The 26,356-nt window shown below is 69.0% G+C and carries 24 protein-coding genes and 1 pseudogene; 6 read left to right on the top strand and 19 right to left on the bottom strand.

Features of this window, described 5'->3' with window-relative positions; genetic code table 11:
* Positions 1 to 601, bottom strand: a 601-nt coding sequence (locus tag D0C15_RS30990; protein WP_116051619.1) for a TetR/AcrR family transcriptional regulator, incomplete at its 3' end; no start/stop codon positions are given.
* A gap of 204 nt (positions 602 to 805) precedes the next feature.
* Between D0C15_RS30990 and D0C15_RS30985 the strand changes: the two genes are divergently transcribed.
* Positions 806 to 2,989: an MMPL family transporter gene (locus D0C15_RS30985; protein WP_116051629.1), complete on the top strand. Its 2,184-nt coding sequence runs from the start codon at positions 806 to 808 to the stop codon at positions 2,987 to 2,989.
* Positions 2,990 to 3,008: 19 nt separating this feature from the next.
* Here D0C15_RS30985 and D0C15_RS34585 read toward each other — a convergent pair whose 3' ends face one another.
* The 4 genes from D0C15_RS34585 to hisD are packed head-to-tail and all read right to left on the bottom strand — an operon-like array spanning position 3,009 to position 6,217.
* The gene (locus D0C15_RS34585; RefSeq protein WP_170161376.1) at positions 3,009 to 3,167 is read right to left on the bottom strand and encodes a hypothetical protein; all 159 of its coding nucleotides are present in this window, start codon (positions 3,165 to 3,167) and stop codon (positions 3,009 to 3,011) included.
* Between the two features lie 34 nt (positions 3,168 to 3,201).
* Positions 3,202 to 3,801, bottom strand: a complete 600-nt coding sequence (gene hisB, locus D0C15_RS30980; RefSeq protein WP_116051618.1) for an imidazoleglycerol-phosphate dehydratase HisB — start codon at positions 3,799 to 3,801, stop codon at positions 3,202 to 3,204.
* Positions 3,798 to 4,895, bottom strand: coding sequence for a histidinol-phosphate transaminase (locus D0C15_RS30975; protein ID WP_425455447.1), 1,098 nt, complete (start codon positions 4,893 to 4,895; stop codon positions 3,798 to 3,800). Before D0C15_RS30975 ends, hisB begins: the two co-directional genes overlap by 4 nt.
* The gene (hisD, locus tag D0C15_RS30970; RefSeq protein ID WP_116051616.1) at positions 4,892 to 6,217 is read right to left on the bottom strand and encodes a histidinol dehydrogenase; all 1,326 of its coding nucleotides are present in this window, start codon (positions 6,215 to 6,217) and stop codon (positions 4,892 to 4,894) included. Before hisD ends, D0C15_RS30975 begins: the two co-directional genes overlap by 4 nt.
* 101 nt (positions 6,218 to 6,318) lie before the next feature.
* Between hisD and D0C15_RS30965 the strand changes: the two genes are divergently transcribed.
* Entirely contained in the window at positions 6,319 to 7,143 is an 825-nt protein-coding gene (locus tag D0C15_RS30965) for a carbon-nitrogen hydrolase family protein (protein ID WP_116051615.1), read from the top strand.
* 15 nt (positions 7,144 to 7,158) lie between these two features.
* Here the strand turns inward: D0C15_RS30965 and D0C15_RS30960 are convergent, their stop codons facing one another.
* The 4 genes and pseudogenes from D0C15_RS30960 to nadA form a co-directional block, all read right to left on the bottom strand.
* Positions 7,159 to 7,800: a LuxR C-terminal-related transcriptional regulator gene (locus D0C15_RS30960; RefSeq protein ID WP_116051628.1), complete on the bottom strand. Its 642-nt coding sequence runs from the start codon at positions 7,798 to 7,800 to the stop codon at positions 7,159 to 7,161.
* 134 nt (positions 7,801 to 7,934) lie between these two features.
* The gene (gene nadC / locus D0C15_RS30955; protein WP_116051627.1) at positions 7,935 to 8,792 is read right to left on the bottom strand and encodes a carboxylating nicotinate-nucleotide diphosphorylase; all 858 of its coding nucleotides are present in this window, start codon (positions 8,790 to 8,792) and stop codon (positions 7,935 to 7,937) included.
* Between the two features lie 176 nt (positions 8,793 to 8,968).
* Positions 8,969 to 10,588: an L-aspartate oxidase gene (locus D0C15_RS30950; protein ID WP_116051614.1), complete on the bottom strand. Its 1,620-nt coding sequence runs from the start codon at positions 10,586 to 10,588 to the stop codon at positions 8,969 to 8,971.
* Between the two features lie 38 nt (positions 10,589 to 10,626).
* Positions 10,627 to 11,646, bottom strand: a pseudogene (gene nadA / locus D0C15_RS30945) (quinolinate synthase NadA); the annotation flags it as partial.
* 94 nt (positions 11,647 to 11,740) lie between these two features.
* On the opposite strand from nadA, the gene D0C15_RS30940 reads away from it, so the two are divergent.
* Together D0C15_RS30940 and D0C15_RS30935 are read left to right on the top strand one after the other, a co-directional pair.
* Entirely contained in the window at positions 11,741 to 12,451 is a 711-nt protein-coding gene (locus D0C15_RS30940) for an NUDIX hydrolase (protein ID WP_116051626.1), read from the top strand.
* 9 nt (positions 12,452 to 12,460) lie between these two features.
* Positions 12,461 to 13,177 (top strand): LON peptidase substrate-binding domain-containing protein, encoded by a 717-nt coding sequence (locus D0C15_RS30935; protein ID WP_116051612.1) that lies wholly within the window; start codon positions 12,461 to 12,463, stop codon positions 13,175 to 13,177.
* A 94-nt stretch (positions 13,178 to 13,271) separates the two neighbouring features.
* Here the strand turns inward: D0C15_RS30935 and D0C15_RS30930 are convergent, their stop codons facing one another.
* The 7 genes from D0C15_RS30930 to D0C15_RS30900 all read right to left on the bottom strand — a co-directional run bounded on the left by D0C15_RS30930 (position 13,272) and on the right by D0C15_RS30900 (position 21,109).
* On the bottom strand, positions 13,272 to 14,333 hold the full coding sequence (locus D0C15_RS30930) for a M48 family metallopeptidase (RefSeq protein WP_245976429.1): 1,062 nt from the start codon (positions 14,331 to 14,333) through the stop codon (positions 13,272 to 13,274).
* A 74-nt stretch (positions 14,334 to 14,407) separates the two neighbouring features.
* A complete protein-coding gene (locus D0C15_RS30925) occupies positions 14,408 to 14,932 on the bottom strand; it encodes a DUF2567 domain-containing protein (protein ID WP_116051624.1) in 525 nt (174 codons plus the stop codon).
* A gap of 158 nt (positions 14,933 to 15,090) precedes the next feature.
* Positions 15,091 to 15,336, bottom strand: coding sequence for a biotin synthase auxiliary protein BsaP (bsaP, locus tag D0C15_RS35320; protein ID WP_425455446.1), 246 nt, complete (start codon positions 15,334 to 15,336; stop codon positions 15,091 to 15,093).
* Positions 15,333 to 16,322: a biotin synthase BioB gene (gene bioB / locus D0C15_RS30915; RefSeq protein WP_245976431.1), complete on the bottom strand. Its 990-nt coding sequence runs from the start codon at positions 16,320 to 16,322 to the stop codon at positions 15,333 to 15,335. Before bioB ends, bsaP begins: the two co-directional genes overlap by 4 nt.
* A gap of 130 nt (positions 16,323 to 16,452) precedes the next feature.
* Positions 16,453 to 17,175, bottom strand: a complete 723-nt coding sequence (gene bioD / locus D0C15_RS30910; protein ID WP_116051622.1) for a dethiobiotin synthase — start codon at positions 17,173 to 17,175, stop codon at positions 16,453 to 16,455.
* A 39-nt stretch (positions 17,176 to 17,214) separates the two neighbouring features.
* Entirely contained in the window at positions 17,215 to 19,479 is a 2,265-nt protein-coding gene (locus D0C15_RS30905) for a SulP family inorganic anion transporter (RefSeq protein ID WP_211323395.1), read from the bottom strand.
* Positions 19,480 to 19,828: 349 nt separating this feature from the next.
* Positions 19,829 to 21,109, bottom strand: a complete 1,281-nt coding sequence (locus tag D0C15_RS30900) for an adenosylmethionine--8-amino-7-oxononanoate transaminase (protein ID WP_116051609.1) — start codon at positions 21,107 to 21,109, stop codon at positions 19,829 to 19,831.
* Positions 21,110 to 21,187: 78 nt separating this feature from the next.
* On the opposite strand from D0C15_RS30900, the gene D0C15_RS30895 reads away from it, so the two are divergent.
* A complete protein-coding gene (locus D0C15_RS30895) occupies positions 21,188 to 22,045 on the top strand; it encodes an MOSC domain-containing protein (protein WP_116051608.1) in 858 nt (285 codons plus the stop codon).
* 16 nt (positions 22,046 to 22,061) lie between these two features.
* Here the strand turns inward: D0C15_RS30895 and D0C15_RS30890 are convergent, their stop codons facing one another.
* On the bottom strand, positions 22,062 to 23,207 hold the full coding sequence (locus tag D0C15_RS30890; RefSeq protein WP_116051621.1) for a cytochrome P450 family protein: 1,146 nt from the start codon (positions 23,205 to 23,207) through the stop codon (positions 22,062 to 22,064).
* 239 nt (positions 23,208 to 23,446) lie between these two features.
* Between D0C15_RS30890 and D0C15_RS30885 the strand changes: the two genes are divergently transcribed.
* Positions 23,447 to 24,076 (top strand): nucleoside/nucleotide kinase family protein, encoded by a 630-nt coding sequence (locus D0C15_RS30885; RefSeq protein ID WP_116051607.1) that lies wholly within the window; start codon positions 23,447 to 23,449, stop codon positions 24,074 to 24,076.
* Here the strand turns inward: D0C15_RS30885 and D0C15_RS30880 are convergent.
* Positions 24,073 to 25,230 (bottom strand): glycosyltransferase family 4 protein, encoded by a 1,158-nt coding sequence (locus D0C15_RS30880; protein WP_211323392.1) that lies wholly within the window; start codon positions 25,228 to 25,230, stop codon positions 24,073 to 24,075. The genes D0C15_RS30885 and D0C15_RS30880 overlap by 4 nt on opposite strands.
* Positions 25,231 to 25,329: 99 nt before the next feature.
* Positions 25,330 to 26,355: a C40 family peptidase gene (locus D0C15_RS30875; RefSeq protein WP_116051606.1), complete on the bottom strand. Its 1,026-nt coding sequence runs from the start codon at positions 26,353 to 26,355 to the stop codon at positions 25,330 to 25,332.
* Between the last annotated feature and the right edge of the window lies 1 nt (position 26,356).

The following is a 26,356-nucleotide window of genomic DNA, read 5'->3' as shown; positions in this document are numbered from 1 at the left end:
GTCGGCAGCGGCAGAGGTGTAGAAGAGACAGGTCCAGCAGGTGGCGGCGCAGGGTGTCGTCGTCGACGTCCGCGAGGTCGGGGTCCCCGCCTGCCAACGCGATACCGGCCATGGTCACCCGCGCTGTCACCTCGGCCCCTACGTCCGGTTCTGGGCCGACGAGCACCGTCATCAGTTTCGTCTTGAACGTCACCGAACCGTGCAGGGTCTTCTCCATCGCCCGAGCCACACCCGGGTCGCTGCTGAACAGCGCCACCAACGCACGGTTGCGCACCACGACGTCCACGAAACCGTCGAGCAGGTGATCGATCTGCGCACCACGCCTGCGACGAGTGGCGGCCTCGTCGACGATCGCGTCCAACTCGCGAATCGCGGGCTCGGCGACGGCCTCGGTGATCTCGTCCTTCGCCTTGAAGTGGTAGTAGACGGCTGCCTTCGTGACGCCGAGGGCGTCCGCGATCATCTGCAGCGACGTCCCCTCGACACCGTGCTCTGAGAACAACCGCAGCGCGGTGTCCAGCAGCCGCGCCCTGGTGTCCTCGCGAACCCGCGCGGTGGACGACCCGCCGATGGCGTGGGTCCCGGCCGTTCCGGCAGTCATCAGTCCTCACTCTCCTCTGCGAGCACGCCGACATTACGCCTCGAACTCCCAGCGCCACAAGTCACCGTGCTAGCCGAGCGACAAGCAGATACCTAGCCGTGCGACTAGTCACATACTTGCCGATCGGCTTGGACCTGTCCTTGCCGATTGGCTAGCGTGGAACTCACCCGATCGCGCGACAAGAACAAGAACGGAGTCCTTGCCGTGGCCACACTCCTGTACCGGCTCGGCCGGTTTGCCTTCCGCCGGCGTGTCCTCGTCCTGAGCGTCTGGGCGGCCGTTCTGGTCGCTTTCGGCGCCGGCGCGCTCACGCTGTCCGGCCAGCTGACGAACTCGGTGTCGATTCCGGGTACCGAGTCACAACAGGCCATCGACCAGCTCAAGGAGCGGTTTCCGCAGGCCGCCGCCGGGGGTACGGCTCGCGTGGCCATCGCCGCGCCCGAGGGCGAGACGCTGGCCGATCCGGACAACAAGGCCGCGGTGGAGCGGGTGGTCGAGCAGCTCAGGACCGCACCCGAAGTAGTGAACGTCGCCGACCCCTTCCAGACAGGTTCCGTCTCCCCGGACGGGCGTGTCGCCCTCGCCCAGGTCAGCTACCAGAAGATGGGCTTCGAGCTGAGCGAGACAGATCGGGAGGCGTTACTCGCCGCGGGTGAGCCAGGCCGGGACGCCGGACTGCGGGTCGAGTTCGGCGGAGACGCGATGCAGGGCACCCCGAAGACCGAACCCACCGAGGTGATCGGCGTGCTGATCGCGGCGATTGTCTTGATCATCACGTTCGGCTCGCTCATCGCGGCAGGTCTGCCATTGCTCACCGCGCTGGTCGGTGTGGGCATCGGTATGGCCGGAATCCTGATCACTTCCGGGTTCCTCGACCTCAACTCCAACACTCCGGTGCTCGCGTTGATGATCGGCCTCGCGGTCGGGATCGACTACGCCCTGTTCATCGTGTCCCGATACCGGCACGAACTCTCCATCGGTCGCGATCCCGAAAGCGCGGCGGCTCGCGCTGTAGGCACTGCCGGTTCGGCAGTCGTCTTCGCCGGGTTGACGGTCATCATCGCCCTCGCGGGACTGATGGTCGTCGGGATCCCGTTCCTCGGCGAGATGGGTGTCGCCGCCTCGGTCACGGTCGCGATCGCGGTACTGATCGCGCTGACCCTGCTGCCTGCCCTGCTCGGGTTCGCCGGGACCAAGGTGCTGGGCAGCAGGCAGGGCCGCAAGAGCCGCGACACCACCTTCGGCGAGCGCTGGGCCACCTTCGTCGCCCGGCACCGGGTCCCGGTACTCGCGGCGGCAGTGCTCGGCCTCGCCGTGGTCGCCATCCCGGCGGCGTCGATGCAGTTGGGCCTGCCCAACGACAGCACCGCGGCTCCCACCTCGACCCAGCGGCAGGCGTACGAATTGGTCAGTTCCGGCTTCGGCCCCGGCGCCAATGGGCCGTTGACGATCGTGGTGGACGTCGCGGACGCGAGCGACCCGCAGGGCGCGGTCGCACAGGCGGCCGCGGACATCGGCGGCCTGGACGACGTCGCGACGGTGGCGCCGCCGCGGTTCAATCCGCAGGGCGACACCGCGTTGCTCAACGTGATCCCGAAGAGCGGCCCCGGAAGCGAGGCGACCGAGAATCTGGTTAGCACCATCCGGGACCAGGCGGACAGCCTGCGACAGAGCACCGGAGCGAACCTTTCGGTCACCGGGCAGACCGCGATGAACATCGACGTCTCCGACAAACTGGCCGACGCGATGCTGCCGTACCTAGCACTGATCGTCGGACTGGCCTTCATCCTGCTGATGCTGGTGTTCCGCTCGGTGATCGTCCCACTCAAGGCCACGCTGGGCTTTCTCGGCTCGGTGGCGGCGACGTTCGGCGCGGTCGTCGCGGTGTTCCAGTGGGGCTGGCTGAACGATCTACTCGGCGTGGAGGCCAACGGGCCGATCATGAGCATGCTCCCGATCCTGCTCATCGGTGTCCTTTTCGGACTCGCGATGGACTATCAGGTGTTCCTGGTGACCAGGATGAGGGAGGAGCACGTGCACGGAACCGCACCCGACCCCGCGATGATCACCGGATTCCGGCATGGTTCCCGGGTGGTGGTGGCGGCCGCCTTGATCATGATCAGCGTGTTCGCCGGCTTCGTGCTCTCCTCCGAGACGCTGATCCAGTCGATCGGTTTCGCGCTGGCGTTCGGTGTTCTGGTCGACGCCTTCGTGGTACGGATGACCATCGTGCCCGCGGTGATGTCACTGCTCGGTACCCGGGCCTGGTGGCTACCCGGCTGGTTGAACCGGATCCTGCCGAATGTGGACGTCGAGGGCGAGAAGCTGAGCCGGGCGCTGGACGGCGAGGAGCAGCCCGACGGGCGGGTACTCGAGCCATCGCACTAGCGGCAGCGGCCGGGCGGTGTCAGCTGGTCAGCCAGACCACGGCACCGCCCACCGCGATCGCAGCGGCGGCGGCGAGCACGATCGCCATCGCTTTCATGGTCTTCCACGTGCTGTACACCCCGCCGATCAGGAATCCGGCGAGGGCGAGCAGCAGGACGGCGACGATCTCCTTCGACACGATGCGCGACGCTACCAGCGTCCACGAACGAGCGTCAGAGCACGCCCTTTGTCGAGGGAATACCGCCCGCGCGCGGGTCGGCTTCCGTGGCGGCACGCAGTGCCCTCGCCACCGCCTTGTACTGGGCTTCGGCGATATGGTGCGGATCGCGGCCGTGCACCACACGCACGTGCAACGCGATCTGGGCGTGGAAGCTCAGCGAGTCGAACACGTGCCTGGTCAGGACGAACGGGTAGTTCCCGCCAATGGTGAAGGCGTTGAACTGTTCCGGTTCGCCCACGTGCACACAGAACGGGCGACCGGACACGTCGATCGCAGCATGCGCCAGGGTCTCGTCCATCGGGATCCAGCAATCGCCGAACCTGCGGATGCCCTTCTTGTCGCCGAGCGCCTCGCGGATCGCCTGGCCCAGCACGATCGCGGTGTCCTCCACGGTGTGGTGTGCGTCGATGTGCACGTCCCCGCTTGCCTGGATACGCAGATCGAGCGCACCGTGCACACCGAATGAGTGCAGCATGTGGTCGTAGAACGGAACTCCGGTGGAGACCTCCACCTCCCCCGAGCCGTCGAGATCGACCTCGACGAGGATCGAGGACTCCTTCGTGGTGCGTTCCACCTTGCCGATCCGGCTCACCTCGGTACCTCCTTGCTCGCGGCCAGAAACGCATCGTTCTCCTCGGGCGTACCGATACTCACCCGCAGGTGCCCAGCGATCCCGACATCACGGATCAGCACCCCACTGTCCACATAAGCGTTCCAGGACGCTGGGGCGTCGTTGAATCGTCCGAAGAGGACGAAGTTCGCGTCACTGGGTACCGGCGAAAAGCCCAGTCCCAGCAACGACTCCACCACGCGATCTCGTTCGGCGGCCAAAGTGGCCACTGAGGCGAGCGTCGCATCGGCATGCCGCAGCGCCGCACGCGCGGCCGCCTGAGTCAGCACCGAGAGGTGGTAGGGCAGGCGGACGAGCTGCAGAGCGTCCACCACGGCAGGAGCGGCCGCGAGATAACCGAGCCGGCCACCCGCGAATGCGAAGGCCTTGCTCATCGTGCGCGACACCACGAGCTTGGCCGGATAGTCGGCCAGTAGCCGCACCGCACTCGGCCGTGCGGAGAACTCGGCGTAGGCCTCGTCCACCACGACGATGCCCGGTGCCGCCCGCAGCACCGCCTCCAGACCCTCCAGCGTGATGGAGCCTCCGGTCGGGTTGTTCGGGCTGGTCAGGAAGACCACATCGGGTGCACGTGCGGCCACGACCTCGGCCGCCCGATCCGCGTCCAGCGAGAAGTCTTCCCGTCGTGGTGCCGGCACCCAGTCCGTGCGCGTCCCAGCGGCGATGATCGGGTGCATGGAGTAGGACGGCTCGAAACCGAGCGCGGACCTGCCCGGCCCGCCGAACGCCTGCAGGAGCTGCTGCAGGATCTCGTTGGAGCCGTTGGCTGCCCAGAGGTTGCGCTCGGTCAACTGGACACCTGTGGACTCCGAGAGATACGCGGCGAGGTCCTGGCGCAGCCCGACGGCGTCCCGGTCCGGGTACCGGTGCAGCTGGGCCGCGACCCGGCGTACGGCGTCGGCGACATCGGCGACCAGTTCATCGGGCGGCGGATAGGGATTCTCGTTGGTATTGAGCCGGACCGGTACGTCGAGCTGCGGCGCGCCGTAAGGACTCCGGCCACGCAGGTCCTCGCGCAGCGGGAGCTGCGCCAGCGTCACGTCTTCGGCGGTCACGATTTCTCCTGTGCGAAACGGGCGGTCACGGCCTCACCGTGGGCGGGCAGGTCCTCGGCGCCGGCCAGCGTGACGACCTTCGCGGCCACCTCGCGCAGCGCGTCGGCGCTGTAGTCGACGACGTGGATTCCGCGCAGGAAGCTCTGCACGGACAGTCCGGACGAGTGCCTGGCGAAGCCGCCGGTGGGAAGCACGTGGTTGGAGCCCGCGCAGTAGTCGCCGAGGGACACCGGCGCGTAGGGGCCAACGAAGATCGCTCCCGCGTTGCGCACCCTGGCGGCGACAGCTGCTGCGTCGGCAGTCTGAATCTCCAGGTGTTCGGCGGCGTAGGCGTCGACCACGCGCAGGCCGTCCTCCAGTGTGGACACCAGTACCGTGCCCGACTGGGGGCCGCGCAACGCCTCAGCCACCCGTTCGCCGTGCTTGGTCGCGGGGACCCGGTGCGCGAGTTCCGCATTGACGGCGTCGGCGAGTTCGACCGATGTCGTGACCAGCACGCTCGCGGCCTGGGTGTCGTGCTCGGCCTGGCTGACCAGGTCGGCGGCGACGTGCACCGGATCCGCGGTCTCGTCGGCGAGGATCGCGATCTCGGTGGTACCCGCCTCGGTGTCGATGCCGATCAGCCCGCGCAGTGTCCGCTTGGCCGCCGTGACGTAGATGTTGCCCGGACCGGTCACCATGTCCACCGGATCCAGTGCTGCCCCGTCGGTGTCGATACCGCCGTGGGCGAGCAGGGCGACCGCCTGTGCACCGCCCGCGGCCCACACCTCGTCGACCTCGAGCAGCGCCGCTGCGGCGAGGATGGTCGGGTGCGGCAGTCCGCCGAACTCCGCCTGCGGTGGTGAGCAGACGACCAGCGACTCCACCCCGGCCGCCTGTGCCGGAACGACATTCATCACGACGCTGGACGGATAGACCGCGAGCCCGCCCGGCGCGTAGAGACCGACCCTGGCCACCGGCACCCAGCGTTCGGTGACCGTGCCGCCCTCGACGACCTGGGTGGTGACGTCGGGCCTGCGCTGGTCGGCGTGCACCTTTCTGGCGCGGGAGATCGACTCCTCGAGCGCCTCCCGGACTCCCGGATCGAGTTCGGCGAGCGCGCGGTCCAACTCGGCCGCGGGCACCCGGACCGATTTCGGCCGCACCCGGTCGAAGCGCTCGGCGAACTCGAGCACCGCCTCGACCCCGCGATCGCGTACCGCCTCGAGTACCGGCCGCACCTGATGCATGGCGGCGTCCACGTCGACCTCGGCACGCGGCAGGGTGGCGCGCAGTTCGGCTGGCGATGGGATACGGCCACGCAGGTCGGAGCGGTTCAGCATGTCTTAGAGGGTACGAGGTCGCCGACCGTAGGCTGCGATGGCAGTGCCCACCCTCACATAGTTGGTATACTTCTTGTATACAAGACCGGAAGGAGGCGGCCGTGCTGCGCGTCGCACTGTGCCAGCTGACATCGAGCGCCGACCCCGCCGTGAACCTCGGAACGGTCCGGACGCAGGTGGCCGAAGCCGCCGCCGAAGGTGCCCGTGTCGTCGTCTTTCCGGAGGCGATGATGGCCCAGTTCGGTACGCCGCTGACCCCACTGGCCGAACCACTGGACGGCCCCTGGGCGAGCGGGGTGGCCGCCATCGCCGTCGAGCACGACGTGCTGGTGGTCGCCGGGATGTTCACTCCCGCCGCGCAACAGGGCCCTGGTGGTACGCGGGTACGCAACACCATCCTGGCCACCGGCTTCGGCCAGCACCTCGGCTACGACAAGATCCACCTCTACGACGCGTTCGGCTTCCGCGAGTCGGACACGGTCGAGGGCGGGTCGGAGCCGGCGACCGCCGAGGTGGACGGCGTGCTCCTCGGGATCACCGCCTGCTACGACGTGCGGTTTCCGGAGTTGTTCCAGGAACTCGCCGACCGGGGAACCGCCGCGGTGGTCGTTCCCGCGTCCTGGGGCGCCGGTCCGGGCAAGCGGGAGCAGTGGGAGCTGCTGGTCCGGGCGCGCGCGCTGGATTCCGGCTCCTGGGTGCTCGGCTGCGGGCAGGCCGATCCGGCCGAGACCGCAGCCGACGTGCACCCGAAGGCGCCGACCGGAATCGGTTTCTCCACCGTCGCCGAACCGTTCGGCGAGGTGCACGCACAACTCGGCCCGGCGCCGGGACGTCTGCTGGCCGACATCGACCCCGAACTCGCGACGACCTCCCGGGCGGCCACCGCCGTACTCCCCAACCGCCGGCTCGGTCGTACGAGAGGCTGAAGGGAGCAGGCGGGATCACCAGGAGGCGAAGCCCTCCTCGATCGCCAGGCGCGTCAGTTCGGTCCTGCGGCGTAGCCCGGTCTTGTCCCGGATTCGGTCCAGGTAGGAACGGACGGTGCGGACGCTGATCGCCATCTCGTCGGCGATGTCCTGGTCGCGTTCACCCGCCGCGACGAGTGCCAGCACCTGTCGTTCCCGTTCGGACAGATCGAGGCGCGCGTTGTCCGAGCGGTGCCTTGCGGAGTCGAGCGCCGCCCCGGCCAGCTCGGGCGAGACGTAGGAGCCGCCCGCCCCGATGGTGCGCACCGCCTGCAGGATGTCCTCGGCGGCCGCATGTTTCGAGAGGTAGCCCAGTGCGCCTGCCCCGATGGCGCCGAGGATGTCGGCTGGGGTGGCGTACCCGGAGACCACCAGCACCCGATGTCCCATCGCGACCACCTTGGCGACCGCTGCCGCGTCGGTGACGCCGCGCAGCTTCAGGTCCAGGACCACGACACTGCCCGCAGGCTCATGAGCGCCGGTGAACTGTTCCACGGATTCGGCCACGGCACCGAGTTCCACGTCCACGGCATCGTCGAGCAGCCGCGCGAGCGCCGCGCGGTACAACGGATGGTCCTCGATCACGCCGACCCTGGTGCTTCTCCCCTGGCCGGACATCGGCACGGTCACTCGTGTGATTCTCCCCCACAGTGGCGAATCTGGGATGCGCCGGACGGACGACAAGTGGTTTCCCGCATGTGCAGGACCGGACAGCCCCTACCGGTCGTGAACAACCATCGCGGTCGCTGCGTTCAGCGCAAATCCATGCCGAGATCGAGTGCCGGCGAGGAATGGGTGAGCGCGCCGACCGCCAGATAGTCGACGCCGGTGGCGGCATAGGCCTTGGCGTTCTCGAGCCGAAGGCCGCCGGATGCCTCGAGACGGGTCCTGGGAGCCCGCTCGTCCCGCAGTCGCACGGCCGACAGGCACTGCTCCGGAGTGAAGTTGTCCAGAAGGACCTCGTCCGCCCCGGCCGCCAGCGCCTCCGCCAGCTGCCCGAGATCGTCGACCTCCACCTCGCAGGCCAGCTCCGGCGCGTGCGCCCTGGCCAGGCGGAGCGCCTCGGTCACCGAGCCTGCGGCGACAACGTGGTTGTCCTTGATCAGCACCGCGTCACCAAGGGCCATCCGGTGGTTCACGCCGCCACCGCAGCGGACCGCGTACTTCTGCAGTGAGCGCAGACCTGGCAGCGTCTTGCGGGAGTCCCTGATCGCGCAGCCAGTTCCGTCCACCGCGGACACCCAGGCCGCTGTCGCGGTGGCGATACCGGAGAGATGGCAGAGCAGGTTGAGCGCGGTGCGCTCGGCGGTGAGCAGCCCGCGCACCGGGCCGTGGACGACGATCGCGGGCTCGCCCGCCTCAAGGCGTTCTCCGTCCGAACGGCATTGTCGTAGCTCCCAGCCGGTCCCGAGAACCGTCTCGAACACCGCGATCGCGGCGGGGATCCCGGCCACGACACCCGATACGCGCGGGGTCAGTTCCGCGGTGGCGACGGCGTCGGCTGTCACCGTCGCCTCGGTGGTCGCGTCCGGGCCGAAACGCAGGTCCTCGTCGAGGGCCGTACGCACCACCCTGGCGAGGTCTTCCTGCCAGTCACCCCGTCTGCTCATGCCGTGTCGATCTGCCTCACTCCGTTCGGCGTGCAAGGCATTCGCCACGAACGCCGCGTCCACCGGCTCCCTCTCACCCTGTCTGCTCATGCCGTGTCGATCTGCCTCACTCCGTTCGGCGTGCAAGGCATTCGCCACGAACGCCGCGTCCACCGGCTCCCTCTCACCCCGTCTGCTCATGCCGCACACATCCTGTCCAGCGAATCCGCCAGCACCGCCTGACCCGATGGGCTGAGCCGCAACAACTGCGAGCGCTGCCAGTTGAGGTCGTCTCGCTGCGGGAAGTCCGAGCGGACATGGCAGCCACGCGACTCGGTCCGCCGGGCCGCGGCGGACAGGACCGCGCCCGCGATCAAGGTCAGCGCGGCGTCCTCGACCGCACTCTGAGTCCATAACGGACTCTCGACGGTCGCGAGATCGAGGACGGATCCCGCGACGGACAGTCCCTCCGCGTCCCTGCCGATGGCGGCATAGCGGCTCATCACGCGTTGCAGTGAGTCGCGGTCGGCGATGTGCACGAGCTCGCCCGTCGGCACGATTCCGTGCTGAGGGTCCGCCAACTGCCCACCCGCGAGGTCCGCCGCGACGGACTCGGCGGCAAGCTCCCCGACGACGAGTCCCTCGAGCAGACTGTTGGACGCGAGCCGGTTCGCCCCGTGCAGGCCGGTGCGCGCCACCTCACCCGCCGCGTAGAGGCCGGTCACGCCGGTGCGCCCCTCGGTGCCCGCCACAACTCCGCCACAGGCGAAGTGGGCCGCCGGGGTCACGGGGATCGGGTCGTGCGCGGGGTCGACGCCGATCGCGCGGCAAGCCGCTTGCACGGTCGGGAACCGGTTCGCGAAGTTCGCGATCATGGTGGCATCGAGGAAAACGTGGTCGTCCACGCCTGCGGGCGCCTGCGCCATTCGCCGGGTGATGGCGGCCGACACGACGTCGCGAGGCGCGAGATCGCCGAGCGGGTGCACGCCACGCATGACCGGCTCACCGGCCGCGTCGAGCAGCACGGCGCCCTCGCCACGAACGGCCTCGGTGACCAGCGGGCAGCGGCCGCGTGCGCCCGGGGTGTAGAGCACGGTCGGGTGAAACTGCACGAACTCGACGTCGGAAACCGGGGCTCCGGCCCGCAACGCGAGCGCCAGGCCGTCACCTGTGGCGATTTCCGGGTTGGAGGTGGCCTGGTAGAGCTGCCCGAGCCCACCGGTGGCGAGCAGGACGGCGGGAGCACGAAGGATGCCGGGCACACCGTCGGGGTCGAGCACGGTCACCCCGGCGACGGCACCGAGTGGCGTGCGCAGGGCATCCACGGCGATGTGCCGCTCCAGTACGGCGACCTGCCTGCCTCCGCTCTCGGCGACGAGGGCGCGCTCGACCTCCGCTCCGGTCGCGTCACCGCCCGCGTGAATAACGCGAAACGAGCTGTGCCCGCCCTCTCGGGTACGGGCCAGGGAGCCGTCACGGGAGTCGAACCGCGCACCGAGGGCGCGCAGCCGGGCGACCGCGGCGGGCCCGCCCGCGAGAATGGCGCATACGGCGTCGTCGTCGCACAAACCCGCTCCGGCCGCCAGGGTGTCGGTGACGTGCCGATCGACGGAGTCACCGTCCTCGTGCTCGCCGTCCAGGACGACGGCTACGCCGCCCTGGGCCCATCTGGTGTTGCCGTCCGCGACGCCGGCCTTGGTCACCACCAGCACCCGGAGCCCGAGTGCCTGGGCGCGCAGGGCCGCGGTAAGTCCTGCCACACCGCTACCGAGCACGACCAGGTCGGCCTCCGCCTCCCAGCGGGCGGAACCGCCCATCACGGGAGTTTTCGCCCCGGAGTATGGAACCGGCGTGTTCATTCTCCGCCGCCGGGCTGCCCGATCTCGATCATCCGGCGCACCGAGGCGCTGGCGCGGCGCGCGGTCTCGGCATCGACGTGCACCTCGTCGGCGCCTTCGCGCAGTGAACGCAACAGCGCGGCAGGAGTGATCATCTTCATGTACCTGCAGGACGCGCGGTCGTTCACGGCACGGAAGTCGATCTCCGGGGCGGCCTTGCGCAGCTGGTGCAGCATGCCGATCTCGGTGGCGACGAGCACCGAGGTCGCCTTGGTGGAGCGGGCGGCGTGCACCATGTCGCCGGTGGAGAGAATGCGGACCTTGTCGGCGGGCACGGTCCCCTCCCCTGCCAGGTAGAGCGCGGAGGTGGCGCAGCCGCACTCGGGGTGGATGAAGAGGTCGGCGTCCGGATTCGCGGCTGCCCGCTCGGCCAGCTCGGGGCCGTTGATGCCGGCGTGGACGTGGCATTCACCCGCCCAGACGTGGAGGTTGTCCCGGCCGGTCTCCCGCTTGACGTGCGCACCGAGGAACTGGTCGGGCAGGAACAGTACGTCCTGGTCAGCGGGGATCGAGGCGACCACGTCGACGGCGTTGGAGGAGGTGCAGCAGATGTCGGTCTCGGCCTTCACCTCGGCCGTCGTGTTCACGTAGGAGACGACGACGGCACCGGGGTGCTCGGCCTTCCACTCGCGCAGCTGTGCTCCGGTGATCGAGTCGGCCAGCGAACAGCCCGCCCTGGCGTCCGGGATGAGGACGGTCTTCTCCGGCGCGAGGATCTTGGCGGTCTCGGCCATGAAGTGGACGCCGCAGAAGACGATCGTGGAGGCGTCGCTGGCGGCCGCGATCCGGCTCAGGGCCAGCGAGTCGCCGGTGTGATCGGCGATGTCCTGGATCTCCGGCACCTGGTAGTTGTGCGCGAGAATCACAGCGTCGCGTTCCTTGGCAAGGCGGCGCACCTCGTCCGCCCAAGCCGCGTCGGCTTCGACGCCGCCGTAGGGAACGAGATCTTCCATCTGCAAGGTCATGGCGTGCCTCCTGGACCACGTCTCGGTTTTCGTCTTATAATCGAAAACCGTGCATAGTCATATTAACAGCAGTGCCCCCCTGGCACACGAGGTCCTGGGCGCCGTCCTGCAAGTGCGTTGCGCCACATCACCCGCTCCAGGACCGTCCAGCCTGCAGGTACTGCTGTGGCGGCGAGCGCTGGATCCGCACGTCGGACGCTGGTCACTGCCCGGCGGCAGGCTGCGACCGGACGAGGACGTGGAGACGTCGATCCGCCGGCAACTCGCCGAAAAAGTGGATGTGACTCACCTCACTCACGTGGAGCAGCTGGCCGTTTTCAGTGCGCCCGATCGGGTGCCCGGGCCGCGCGTGGTGGCAACCGCGTTCCTCGGACTCGTCCCGGCCGGGGTCGACCCGGTGATCCCGGAGGACACCGCATGGCACGACCTCGACGCGCTGCCGAGGACGGCGTTCGACCACGAGGCGATCGCGCTGCGGGCACGGGACCGGCTGCGGGCGAAACTCTGCTACACGAACCTGGGATTCGCGCTGGCGCCGGAGGAGTTCACGATCTCGTCCCTGCGGGAGCTGTACTCGGCGGCGCTCGGCTACCGCGTTTCGGCGACGAACCTGCAGCGCGTGCTCGCCAGGAGAGGTTTGCTCGCACCAACGGGGGGTACCGCTCCCCCTGGGCGCACCGGTGGCCGACCTGCGGCGCTGTTCTCGTTCACCGGCGACGGAATGCAGGTCACGGACCCGTTCGCGGTATTCCGGCCGCCTGCGCGGCAGCGTGACGGCAGCAAGCGCCAGCAAGCGGGACGCTCGCGCGCGTCGTAACGTGTGCGCGTGGCCGACAGATCACCGGAAAGCGAGAAGCGGGCAACGTTGCCGTTGTTCCCGCTTCAGGCGGTGCTCATGCCAGGTGCGCACCTGCCGCTGCACATCTTCGAACCGAGGTACCGGCAGCTGACCGTCGATCTGATGAACGAGGTGCTTCCCGACCGGCAGTTCGGGATCATCGCGATCAAGACCTCGATGGTCCGCGAGGTCGAGGGACCGCAGGACCTTTTCGATGTCGGCTGCTCGGCGGAGCTACGGGAGGCGAAGAGCCTGCCGGACGGCCGGTTCGACATCGTCACCACGGGCAGGCGTCCGTTCCGGCTGCTGGACGTGGACACGACGGCGGCGCCATACCTGATGGGCACCGTCGAGTGGCTGGCGGACGCTCCGGTCCCCAAAGGCGCCGACGAGGCGACCGAGCGCCTCTCCAGCGTCGCCCGCTCCGCGCACCGCCAGTACTGCGACTCTGCCTGGGAAAGCGACGACTGGAGCACCCCGCCCCACGACACGGACGTGGAAGACCTGGCATACCTGCTGGCGGCCGACTGCCTGCTACCTCTGGCCGACCAGCAACGACTACTCGAGGAACGCCAGCCCCTCCGCCGCCTGCGCCTGGCCTGCCGCCTGCTCACCCGCGAAGCAGGCTTCCTCTCCACCCTCCGCGCCGTCCCAGCCCCACCCACCGGCGAAGGCGCCCTCAGCACCCCCGGAAGCCTGAACTGACCACGCCCGACTTTGCAGTTCCCGAGCCCGAGTTGGCAGTTTCGGGGCCCGAGTTTGCAGTTTCCGGGGCCCGAGTTGGCAGTTCCCGGGAACCCTAGGGGCGCGGTGTCCCTTCACCGTTCCCGTCGTCGCGGGTGCCGAACTTGCCCCACACCTTCCCCGCCGCACCGGATACGGCTTCGCCGACATCTGCGAACACTTTGGACAGTGGGTCCGCCGACGCCGCGAAAGAGTCCTTGTAGGACTTCGCCGCCGACTTCACGTCCTCCGACCAGCTCGCGTGCGGTTCGTCGTCGTCGCGGCGCGGGTAGTCGCCGGCCAGGATCGCCCGGTACTCCTCCGACGCCGCCCACTTCTGCAGTTGTGAAGCGCGCACCACGGCCAGTGGATGCGACATGTCCTGGATGTTGCGCAGCTTCAGCACACTGTCCCGGATGTCGTCCACCGAGTCGTACTCCTCGGCCTGCCGCAGGAACGACGGAATGTCCACCTGCGCGGCGGGATCGACCCCGCCCGCCAACAGCACATGCGCCCGAAGTGCCGCCGCCGGATCCTGGCCACACAACAGGCCCGCCCGGTCGCACGACAACTCGGCCTTGCGGTACCACTCGTGCAGTGCCGCGAGAATCGCGCGCAACCCGAGCGCGCTCACCGGCATCCACGACATCGACAGCTGCAGGCTGATCAGCCTGCGCATCATCGTTCGGTACACCGCATGCCCGGACAACACGTGGCCCATCTCGTGGCCGATCGCGAAACGCAGTCCCTCCGCGTCCAGCAGCTCGACCAGCCCGGTGCTCAGCACGATGAACGGCTCGTCCATCCCCAGCGTCATCGCGTTCGCATCCGGGCTCCTTGCCACGAACACGTTCGGCACCGGGTCAACGTCCAGCGTCTCGGCGCACTCCCGCCGGAACCTGTCCAGCTCCGGGTACTGCTTCGGCCCGACCCGAATGGCCGAGCCGAGCGCCATCAGCCGCTCACCGCGCTCACTGATCAGCCCGGAGACAACCTTGAGGACCTCGGCGAAGCCAGGCACCATCCGCAGCGTCGCCAGCGCACCTCGGTCCACCGGATGCTCGTACGCGCGCGGGCTGATCCCGGGAAACCGCACCCGCGCGGTACCCGAATGCTCGACCTGTCGCCCCTTGTCCACCACTGTGACCCCCTTCGTCGGGAGTCACGGTATCGGTGGCCCTCCGGCGAGAGGTTGAGTTTTCCTCACGATCGTCAGCCGAGCCTGCGCCCCAGGTCGTCCCGGCCGTTCCAGGCCGCGAGGGTGCCGTAGACCAGTGTGAGCATCATCGGCTGCGCCAGCAGCACCCAGCCCGTCTCCAGTACCGGGGTCCGCTCCACCACGTCACCCAGAGCGGGAGCGTCGGTGACGGTGTACAGGCCTCCGGCGAAGGCGGAGCCCATCTGCATACCGAGCCATCCGGCAAGCAAGGCCCCCAGCACCCCGGCGATCAGCACGACGGGTCCGCGCCGCTCCCGCATCAGCCACAGCACGACTCCGGTAATCGCCCCGGCCGCCATACCCAACAGCAGGAAGATCGCGAGCGCGTCGAACCGGTGCCAGCTCTCCAGCTGCAACGGCACCAGCCGATTGTCCGCCAGCACCCGCACGCGCTCCGGTGGTGCGAGCCTTGACCAGATCCAGCCCACCGGGATCCCCAGCAGTCCGACCATCGACAGCACGCTGACCGCGGGCAGCAGATCCGCCTTCACCACCACTCGCGGCGGCTGGCGCGGCATCCACTCGACTACCTGCCGGGTTTCATCGGGAGCATGGCGCGACTCCACCGTTGTTCTCGCCTCACTCACTCCCGACCTCCTCGCGCTCCCCTTTCGGCGAGACTAGCGCCTGGTCCGGAAGGGACGCATTTCGGCCGACCCACCGCCACACGCCGACATCAACGAGCACTGTCCCCGGGATCCCCGGAGGTCGACTCGCCATGCCTGCTGCACCGCGCCGACCAGCCGCTCGGCGTGATCTGCACGACCATCCTGCGCGCACACCGTGAGCAGAACCTCGGCGGCTCCAATGCCGTGCGCGGGGACCGGCACGACGCATGCTCACCCCCCACCGCGGCCTGTCCGCAGTGGATACAGAACTCCGTCGCCGCGTCCGCGGACCCGGTCGAGTCCGCAACGCTCACAGCGTCTCGCTGAGCGCCTTGATCGGCATCTTCAGACCGGACAGCATCTCCAGGTCCTGACTCGCCGGCCTGCCCAGGTTCGTCAGGTAGTTGCCGACGATGATCGCGTTGACCCCGCCCAGCATCCCCTGCTCGGCGCCGAGGTCGCCCAAGGTCAGTTCCCGGCCACCGGCGAAACGCAGCATCGTGCGCGGCAGCGCGAGACGGAACGCCGCGACGGTCCGCAGCGCGTCCTTGCCCTCGATCACCTCGTAGCTCTCGTACGGGGTCCCCGGCTGCGGGATGAGGAAGTTCATCGGGACCTCGTGCGGGTCGAGCTCCGCGAGCTGCACCGCGAACTCAGCCCGCTGCTCGTCGGTCTCGCCCATTCCGACGATGCCACCGGAGCAGACCTCCATCCCGGCTTCCCGGACCATCCGCAGGGTGTCCCAGCGCTCCTCCCAGGAGTGCGTCGTCACCACGTTCGGGAAGTGCGAGCGGGCGGTCTCCAGGTTGTGGTTGTACCGGTGCACCCCCATCTCGACGAGCTCGTCGACCTGCTCCTGGGTCAGCATCCCCAGTGAGCACGCGATCTGGATGTCGTTGCCCGACTCCCTGATGGCGTTGATGCCGTCGCGCACCTGCGACAGCAGCCTGGCGTCGGGTCCGCGCACCGCCGCCACGATGCAGAACTCGGTCGCGCCGGTCGCCGCTGTCTCCTCCGCCGCCTTGACCAGGCCCGGGATGTCCAGCCAGGCCGAACGGACCGGGGTCGGGAAGCGACCGGACTGCGAGCAGAAGTGGCAGTCCTCGGGGCAGCCACCGGTCTTGACGCTGACGATGCCCTCGACCTCCACCTCGGGGCCGCACCAGCGCATCCGCACCTCGTGTGCGAGGGCCAGCAGGCCGGGCATCTGGTCGTCGTCGAGCCGCAGAACCTCGAGGACCTGCTTCTCCGACAGCCCCTCCCCGCGCTCGAGGACCTGCTCACGGGCCGCGGTGATGATCGCTGCCTCCGGGTCCTGCCTGTCGAGCCCGGTGTCCTGATGGGGTGCTGCGGTCACGACTGCTCCTCTTCGAGACGAAATCAATGTGGTGAGTGTGCACGACCAGCGGCGTGCGACACAGCGACCGTGGTCACGTCTGGGCGGACGCGCTCGTTGTGAAGCACTCCGGATCGAAGGTGCCGCCGAACCACGGCGAGAGGCCTCTGCGTGCCTCTTCGACGAACTCGTCCCTGGTCACAGCGCCAAGACCGGCCGGAAGCACACCCAGCAGCGGCCCACCGGCCGCCACCGGAAGGTCGCTCAGATTGCTTCGCGCCGCCAGGTCCGGCTCGGTGGGCCAGGCCCCGACCACGACTCCGGCCACGTTCAGCCCTCGCCTGGTGGCCACCTCGGCGGTCAGCGCCGTGGCATTGAGCGTGCCAAGGCCTGCCTCCGCGACCACGAGGACCAGCGCGCCCAGCGACCAGGCGATGTCGGCGAGGGTGCCGCCGCCGTCGTCGAAGCGCACCAGCAGGCCACCCGCACCCTCGATCAGCACGAGATCGTGGACAGCGGCCAGCTCACCCGCCGCCTGCGCCGCCTCGGCGGGCCGCACGGGTGGCAGCCCCGAACGACGGGCCGCGGCCTCGGGCGACAGCGGATCGGGATACCGCCGAAGCTCCCTCGTGGACACATCGCCCGCCAGCCTGCGCACCTCGGCCAGGTCACCGGGTTCGTCCAGGGCCACACCCGTCTGCGCGGGTTTGAGCACCGCCACCCGGTCACCGCGCTCACGGGCCAATGCCGCGATCGCCGCGGTGACCACTGTCTTTCCTACGCCGGTTCCGGTACCGGAGATCACCAGCACGCTCACGGCCTGCACACTAGAGCATCCGCCTCACCGCTCGCTCCGTCACGTACGGGTAGCGGGTCGCCTGCTGGCATCCGCGGGCACGAACGCCCCGGACGGGGTGTCGAAGAGATACACCTGCGCCCCGCCGACGTCGAAGTACATCCCGGTGAGGTGCAGGTCGCCGCGCACCTCCGCCTCGGCGATGATCGGGTACTGCCGCAGGTTCTCCAACTGCTGCAGCACGTTGTGCAGCGCCAGCTGATCCGCTTCCGTCGGCGGCAGATGCCTGCGCAGCGCTACCGCGTCGGTGCTGTCCCTGCGCCGCACACTCGACTCCGCGTGCCGCAGCCAGTTCGTCAGCCCTGGCATGTTCTCCGGCATCTCACCGAGCAACGCCTTCATCGCCCCGCAGCCGGAATGCCCGCAGACCACGACCTCCCGCACCCGCAGCACGCCCACCGCGAACTCGATCGCCGCGGCAACGGAATCGTCACCAGCCGAAGGACGTTCAGGCACGAGGTTGCCGATGTTGCGCACGGTGAAGAGATCGCCGGGACCGCTGGTGGTGATCAGGTTCGGCACGATCCTGGCATCACCGCAGGCGATGAACAGGGTGTGCGGCTGTTGACCTTCGGCCAGCCTGCTCATCGTGGACTGCACGAGCGGCGCCGTCCGGCGCTGGAACTCCGAGGTTCCCCGGCACATCGCCTTGGTCGCCGTCGGCTCGGTGCGCTGGCCCGGCACCACGACGCCCATATGGTTGACCTGCCACTCCGACCACGGCGCCAGCCAGCGCGGCACGACCTTGTCCGCCGCCTCCCGACGCACCGTCGGCACGCCCGACTTCCCCCGCTGGAACCACGGATGCCCGATCTCGTCCACGGACACCGTGCCTCCCGCGCGCTCGTACGCCTGCTGCCAATCGGCGAGAGTGTCGAAGGCGGCGTGGTCGAGATAGTCCACCACCAGCTCCAGCGTCACCGTCCCACCCGGCGGCAGCGAACCGAGCACCTTGGACAGCCGGGGCACCGAGAGGAACGTCAGCACTCCCTCGATGACGACCCTTCGCTGGTCGTCCTCGCCCTCGGCGTGGATTCCGGACCAGATCGTGCGGCGCAGCATCACGGCGAGTGAGAGCGCGATGCCCAGCAGCACGCCGCTGAGCAGGTCGATGACCACCACACCGGCCAGCGTCACGAGGTAGACCCACAGATCGCCGTGCTCCCGGACCTGCCGGATGTGGTTCAGATTCACCAGCCGCGCACCGACGTGCACCAGCAGTCCCGCCAGCGCGGCGAGTGGGATGCTCTCGATGAGCCCGGCGAGTGCGACCGTGAACACCAGCACCCACACCGCGTGCAGGACGGCGGAGGCGCGGGAACGAGCACCGGCTGCGACGTTGGTGGAGCTGCGCACGATGACCCCCGTGACCGGCAGTCCGCCCACCGCACCCGACGCCATGTTCGCGACGCCCTGACCGACCAGCTCGCGGTCGAGGTTCGCCCTCGGGCCGGAGTGCAGCTTGTCCACCGCGACCGCCGACAGCAGGCTCTCCACGCTCGCGATCAGCGCGATGGTCACCGCGGCGATCACCAGTTCGCCCCACTGACCGCCCTCCAGCCGCGGGACGAAGTCCACGGCCAGAATGTCACCTGGGAGGTCAACACGGTCCAGCGACAGTCCGGCCATTGTGGACAGAACCGTCACCACCGTGACCGCGGCGAGCGGTCCGGGCACCTTGCGCACCGCGGCTGGAAGCCTGGACCAGACGAGCAGGATCGCGATCGTGAGAATGCCGATCATCGCCGCGGTGTCGTGATGGCCGACGATCTGCTGCGGCAACTCGGCGATGTTGGCTATCGCCGAACTCTGCGCCGACCCACCGAGAATCACGTGCAACTGGCCGAGCACGATCGTGACACCGATGCCCGCGAGCATGCCGTGCACGATCGCCGGTGAGATGGCCAGCGCCGCACGCGCGGCGCGGCTCAGCCCCAGCAGTACCTGCAGCAGGCCGGCAGCGACCGTGATGGCACAGGTGACCGCCCAGCCGAACTGGTTGATCGTCTCGGCCATGACCACCGTCAACCCCGCCGCGGGCCCGCTCACCTGCATCGCCGAGCCCCCGAGTGCGCCGGCGAGAATCCCGCCGACGATCGCCGCGATCAGTCCCGCGATCACCGGGGCGCCGGAGGCGAGTGCGATGCCCAGCGACAGGGGGACGGCGACGAGGAACACCACCAGTGAGGCGGGCACGTCGTGGCGTAGCACGCTGCGCAGTGTCAGCCGGAGTTTCGGACCCCCAGTGGGCCGACTCTCGTCCATGGCCGCTTCCGTCATCAATTCCTCCCCCTTCGGCTACCGGCACGCGGGGATTGCCACCGCGTGTCGGGTCGGCGGCTGCGACGACCCGTCGATCACCAGGAAACCGGAGGTTCGGTGAAATGTCCGCTATACAAAAACGTTCTCATGTTCTGTTCACACCAAGTTCGTCACAAAAACAGCACCACTGCGTGAACAGAAACAGCAGTGCGTGTGCCAGGTCTCACCCGATATAACAATTCATCGGCGTATACCCGGGCGAGTCGTGACAAATAATTGGCATACAACACCGTTGTCGGGCCACTGAAACTCGATCAGGTGATCTTGGTCCGACCAACCGCTTCCCGGTGACTCAGGCGACAGCCGCGGCAGCAATCATCGCCTCGGTTATCGCCGCAATATCGGTGTTACCCGCCAGGTACGGCGGCATGCAGTAGAGCATGTCCCGGAAGGGACGCAGCCATACACCGTGTTCGGTCACGGTCCTGGTCGCCACCGCCATATCGGCGTCGTGATCAAGCTGGACCACGCCGATCGCCCCGAGTACCCGGACATCCAGCACGCCCGGCACATCCAGCGCGGATTTCAGGCCGGACTCGAGAGCCGACTCGATCCGGCGGACATCGGCCTGCCATTCACCGTCCCGCAACAGACCGATAGAAGCATTGGCCACCGCCGAGGCGAGTGGATTACCCATGAACGTGGGTCCGTGTGCCAGCACGGGTAGTGCGCCCCGCGAAATACCGCGCGCGATCTCCGAGGTGCACAACGTCGCCGCCATCGTCAGATAGCCGCCGGTGAGTGCCTTCCCCAGACAGAGCACATCCGGGGTGACGCCCGCGTGCTCGGCCGCGAACAGTGTGCCCGTGCGGCCGAAGCCCGTCGCGATCTCGTCGAAGACCAGCAGCACTCCGTGTGCCTCGGTTGCCTCGCGCAGTGCCCGCAGATAACCCGGGTGATGGAACCGCATCCCGCCGGCTCCCTGCACCACCGGCTCGACGATCACCGCGGCCAACTCGTCCGCGTGCTGTTCCACCGTAGCGTGAATCTGCTCCACATAGGACTCGTCGATCGGGGTGTCGAACCCGGACGGCGGCGCGGGGAGGAAAAGCTGCTCCGGCAGTACTCCGCGCCACAGCGAATGCATCCCTCCCTCGGGATCGCAGACGCTCATCGGATGGAAAGTGTCGCCGTGGTATCCGCCGCGCCAGGTCAGCAGCCGACGCTTTGCCTGCTTTCCCACCGACTGCCAGTACTGCAAGCACATCTTGATCGCGACCTCGACCGAAACGGAGCCGGAATCGCACAGGAAGACGTGCCCCAGCCCTTCCGGAGTGATGTCGACCAGGGTCTGCGCCAGCCGGATCGCCGGTTCGTGTGTGAGCCCACCGAACATCACGTGACTCATCCGGCCTGCCTGCTCCGCGAGCGCGGCGTCGAGCACCGGGTTGCGGTAGCCGTGGATCGCCGACCACCACGAGGACATCCCGTCGATCAGGTCGCGGCCGTCGGACAGTCGCAGGCGTACTCCGGAGGCCTCTGTGACCAGTAACGGAGGCACGCTACCCGGCATCGGTGCGTAGGGGTGCCAGACGTGTTCGGCGTCGAGTGCGAGCAGTTCCTCGGCGGTCATGGCGCACTACTGTACGGCCATGCCCCCGGTCGCGATCGCGGTGAGATCCGGTAGCGCTCGGCCGGTAGCGTGAGCCGGGTGGCCAGGATCCTCGAACTGACGCACTACCCGGTCAAAGGATGCGCGGGCATCTCGGTGCCCGAGGCGGCCGTCACGCCCGCCGGACTCGCCCACGACCGCAGTTTCCTGGTCATCGGTGCGGGCGGAGTCTTCCGCAGCCAGCGGCGAAACCCCGCGCTGGCCCGGATCCGGCCGGAGATCGACAACGCCGGGACCCGCCTCGTCCTGCGCGCAGAGGGCGCCTCCGCCGTCGCGGTCGACGTGGACGTCACCGGGGAGCGGCGCGGGGTGGAACTGTTCGGCGTCGCCTACCTGGGGATCGACCAGGGCGATCGAGTGGCCATGTGGCTGTCCGAGGTGATCGGTGAGCCGAGCCGCCTCGTCCGGGTACCGCCTGAGCACGACCGGGTCACCGACGGAGCGACACCGGGGACGTCGGGCTACGCCGACAGCGCCGCCCTGCTCGTGACCGCCGCACAGTCCCTCGACCTGCTCACCGAGCGCATCGCCGAACGCGGCGGCAGCCCGGTGCCGATGAGCCGCTTCCGGCCGAACATCGTTGTCGACGGCTGGGGCGAACCACATGCGGAGGACGGCGCCCGCAGGATCGTGGCCGGAACGGCCGAACTCGGCTACAGCAAGCTCGCCATCCGCTGTGCGGTCACCACCGTCGACCAGCGGACCGGAGTGCGTGCGGGCCCGGAACCCCTGCGCACACTCGCGGGCTACCGCCGCGCCACCGGCGGCGGGCTCGCTTTCGGCGTGAAGTTCGCGGTGATCCGGCCCGGCACGGTGAGCATCGGCGATGAACTGACGGTCACGGCCTGGGGCGAGTCGGAAATACTGGAACCGAACGGTACGCGGCCTTCCGGCTGAGCCGGGTCTGCGCGGCTCAGTCCACCCGCACCGGCAGTGTCTCCAGCCCGCGCATCAATGTGCTGTCGCGCCAGCGCAGTGTCTCCGGTTCGGCGGCCAGGCGGAGATCGCCGAAACGTTCGACCAGCCTTCGTACCGCGATCTCGGCCTCCAGCCGGGCCAGCGGGGCACCCACGCAGAAGTGGATACCGTGCCCGAACGCGAGGTGCCCGCCAGGCGGACGATGCACGTCGAACCTGGCCGGCTCGTCGAACCTGGCGCTGTCCCGGTTGGCGGCGAGCAGGGAGATCATCACGAACTCCCCCTCCGGGATCGTCACCTCGCCGGCCCGCACCGGCTCGGCGGTGAATCGCAGCGTCGCGATGTTCACCGGCCCCTCGTACCTGAGGAACTCCTCGACGGCGTTGGGCACGAGCGAGGGATCTGCCCTGAGCGCGGCGAGCTGGTCGGGGTGGCGCAGCAGCGCGAGCACTCCATTGCCGATCAGGTTCACCGTCGTCTCGTGCCCGGCAACCAGCAACAGGAAGATCATCGAGACCAGTTCGACCTCGGAGAGCTTGTCCCCCTCGTCGGAGACGTGCACCAGGTCGGAGAGCAGATCATCCCCAGGGGCCGCCCGCTTGGCCTCGACCAGCGACAGCAGGTACCTCGACATCTCGCTGGACGCCCGGTCCACGTCCTCGGCTGGTGAGGCCGACACCAGCGTCCCGGACCAGCTGCGGAAGTCGTCCTTGTCGTCGTCCGGGATGCCGAGCAACTCGCAGATGACCGTGATCGGCAACGGGAAGGCGAACGCCTCGAGCAGGTCCACCGTGCCGGACATGTCGTCGAGCAGCCCCGCGGTGATCTCCTCGATGCGTGGACGCAGCCTGGCGACCGTGCGCGCGGTGAACGCCTTGTTCACCAGTTTGCGCAACCGGGTGTGGTCGGGCGGATCGGAGTTGAGCATATGCGCGGCGAGTGACTGGGTGAACCCGCTCGACACCCCACCGGTTGCGGTGAGTTGCCGGTCGAAGAGCGCACCGGCCGCTCGGTAGTCCTTGCTCAGCCGGGGATCGGCGAGCAACGATCGCGCGTCCGCGTAGCCCGTCACCAGCCATACCCGAAGCCCGCGGGGCATGATCGCCTGCCGCACCGGCCCGTCCGCGCGCAACAGTTCCATCGCGGTGTGCGGGTCCTGGATGAAGTCGAGGTCAAGGCGGACGAGTTCGTCGGTGGCTTGTCCGGTCACGGGTTCTACGGCACGCACTGCGGTTCCTCCCCATTACTTCCCTGTTCCCTTGCACCGCCAACGAACCACGGCTCCCGGTCGTGCCCGGTCGGCGGCAGTGCACCTCGTCCGGCGTAGTGCTCCGCAGGCCTCGATGTGGATCAGCACGGGGCGTGCGTCAGGATCGGCTGATGCGTTATCGCCCGATCTCGTCCGAGCGGCTGGTCGCCGAACTCGCGGACCGGCTCGCGTCGGGACCGGCCGACGAGTGGACGAGGCTGGCGGTGGACGGCGCCGACGACGCGAGTGACCCCGCGGCACTGGCCGACGCACTGGTGGATCCCCTTCGGGTCCGGGGAAGGGAGGTCGTGCGCGTCTCGGCTCGGGATTTCCTGCGTCCCGCCTCGCTACGCCTGGAACGCGGCCGTACCGATCCTGATGTCCGATACGAGGACTGGCTCGATGCCGGCGCTCTGCGCAGGGAGGTGCTCGGCCCGCTGGGGGACGGCGGGAGCGGTTCGGTGTTGCCTGGGCTGTGGGACGCGGAGCACGATCGTGCGCTGCGGTGGCCGAGGAGCACCCTCGCCGCGGGCGGAATTCTGCTTCTGGACGGCGAGTTGCTGCTCGGCAGGGGACTGGACTTCGACTTCAGCGTGCACCTGTGGTTGTCGCCACCCGCGCTGCGGCGCCGCGTCCCCCGCGACGCGCTGTGGGCACTACCGGCCTACGACCGCTACGAGCGCGAGGCACGACCGCGCGAGCTCGCCGACGTCGTGGTGCGGATGGACCATCCCGCCAATCCGGCCGTGCTGGAGCCCTAGCGCACCGCGGCGACGGGATCGCCACTGAGCATCGTCGACAACGATCCCGCTAGCACGTCCCAGCGCCAGTGCCGGGAAACCCACTCCCGGCCCGCCTGGCCCATACGCTGCGCCCGGATCGGATCGGCGAGCAACGGCGACAGCGTGTCGGCCAGCTGGTCGAGGTTGCGCCCGTCCACCACGTGTCCGGTCACCTCGTCCAGCACCGTCTCCGGGGCCCCGCCCGACTGGCCGGCCACGACCGGCAGCCCGACCGCGGAGGCCTCGAGGTACACGATGCCGAGTCCCTCGACGTCGAGCCCCTTGCCCCTGGTCCTGGCGGGCATCGCGAAGACGTCACCGGCCGCGTAGTGCGCGGGCAGCTCCTCCCACGGCACCGAGCCGGTGAACACCACGTGCTCGGCGACGCCGTACTCCTGGGCCAGATCCATCAGCCGCTTGCGATAGGGACCGCCGCCGACGAGCAGCAGCGCCGCATCCGGCACCCGCTCCCGCAACAGTGGCAGGGCCCGCACCAGCATGTCCTGCCCCTTGCGCGGGACGAGCCTGGACACGCACACGACCGTGGGCCGATCCGAAAGGCCGTACCTGCGGCGCAACTCCTCCCGCCCGGCCGGGTCGGGGCGGAACAGCTCGGGGTCGACACCCGAAGGCAGGTGCTCGAGGCCGGCCATGGGCCCGAACGCGGCCGCGAAGCGGGAGCGCGTGTACTTGCTGACGTAAGTCACCACGTCACTGGTCTCCCCGATTCGCCGCAGCGCCTGCCGCGCGGCAGGCAGCATCGACCAGCCCACCTCGTGTCCGTGGGTGCAGGCAACGATGCGGCGTGCGCCGTCCTGGCGCAGTGAGAGACCGAGCAGGGCCAGCGGTGCCGCGGCGCCGAACCAGACGGCTTCGCAGTCGCGTGCGCGCATGATGCTCCTGGCCCTGCGCAGCACCTCCGGGGTCGGCAGCATCAGCGGTGTCGGATGCCGCACCACCTCGAACGGCGCGTTGGCGTCGAACTCACGGTGCGAGCCGGAGGCGGACTCCCACGAAGGCGCGTAGACCACCAGGTCCTCTGGGGGCAGCCGGTGTGCCAGGGAGTTCAGGTAGTTCTGGATCCCGCCCGGCCGTGGCGGGAAGTCGTTGGTCACCAGCAGCGTCCGCAGCACGTCGCCGAGACTACCGGCCGAGGCCGGGAACGACGCGAGCCCGGGTGGGCGCCGGTTCTGGCGCCCACCCGGGCTCGGCAGGGGTGGTCCTTCGGATCGTCAGGCGACCCTGCGGGCCCCGCTGTACTGGTTCTGCAATGGCGAGATCTTGACGACGTCGCCGGAGGTCGGCGCGTGCACCATCTGCCCGTTACCGATGTAGATGCCCACGTGCGACACCGGGGAGTAGAAGAACACCAGGTCACCGGGCTGCAGCTGGTCCCGCGAGACCGCCTGGCCGAAGGTGGACTGGGCCCGGCTGGACCGCGGGATGGAAACGCCCGCCTGGTTGTACGCCCAGGACGTCAGCCCGGAGCAGTCGAACGTGCTGGGCCCGGTCGCGCCCCACACGTAGGAGCTGCCCATCTTGCTCAGTGCGGCGTCGACGGCAGCCTGCGCGGCCGGTCCCGGCGCCTGGACGTTGGGGATCGGACCGCCGGTGTTGCTCTGCGCCTCGCGGTCGGCCGCGGACAGCTGGTTGCTGGTTTCCTTCAGCTCCTCGACCTGCTCGTCGAGGGAGGCCTTGCGAGCCTCGATGTCCGCGGTCAGCTTGGCCGCTTCTTCCTTGGCCGCCTTCGCGCGGGACTGGGCGTCGGCTGCCTGGCGCTTTGCCGCGCTGGCCTCCTCGACCGCCCCTGAGAGGTTGCTCAGGGCTGCGTTCTTGTCCGCGGAGAGCTGCTCGAGTGCCGAGGACCGGTCCAGGAAGTCCTGAGCCGACCGGCCGGTCAGCAGTGCCGACAGCTTGTTGAGCTGAGCGCCACTGGTGAAGGACGCACCGGCGAACCGGTCGACCTCGGCACGGAAGCGTTCCTCGTCCTCGGCGGCGTCGGCCTGGGCCCGCTCGGCACCTGTCAGATCGGCATTGGCTGCCTTCAACTCCGCCTGGCGTGCGGCGAGGTCGTCCTTCGCCTTGAGGTAGTCCTCGTTCAGCTTCTCTGCCTCTGCGGCCAGCTCCCGGTACTGCTGGAGGGCGTCAGAGGAGTCACTCGGGGGTTGCTGGGGGGCGGGGATTGGGAGGGCGGTGGCAGGGTTCTGAGCGACGCTCACGGCCGCAATTACGGCCGTAGCCGCAAGGGCACCTGACACC

The sequence above is a fragment of the Amycolatopsis palatopharyngis genome (genome assembly GCF_003385185.1).
GTDB classification, from domain to species: Bacteria; Actinomycetota; Actinomycetes; order Mycobacteriales; family Pseudonocardiaceae; genus Amycolatopsis; species Amycolatopsis palatopharyngis.
The sequence above is the reverse complement of the archived record's forward strand: the minus strand, read 5'-3'. Positions and strand labels throughout refer to the sequence as shown.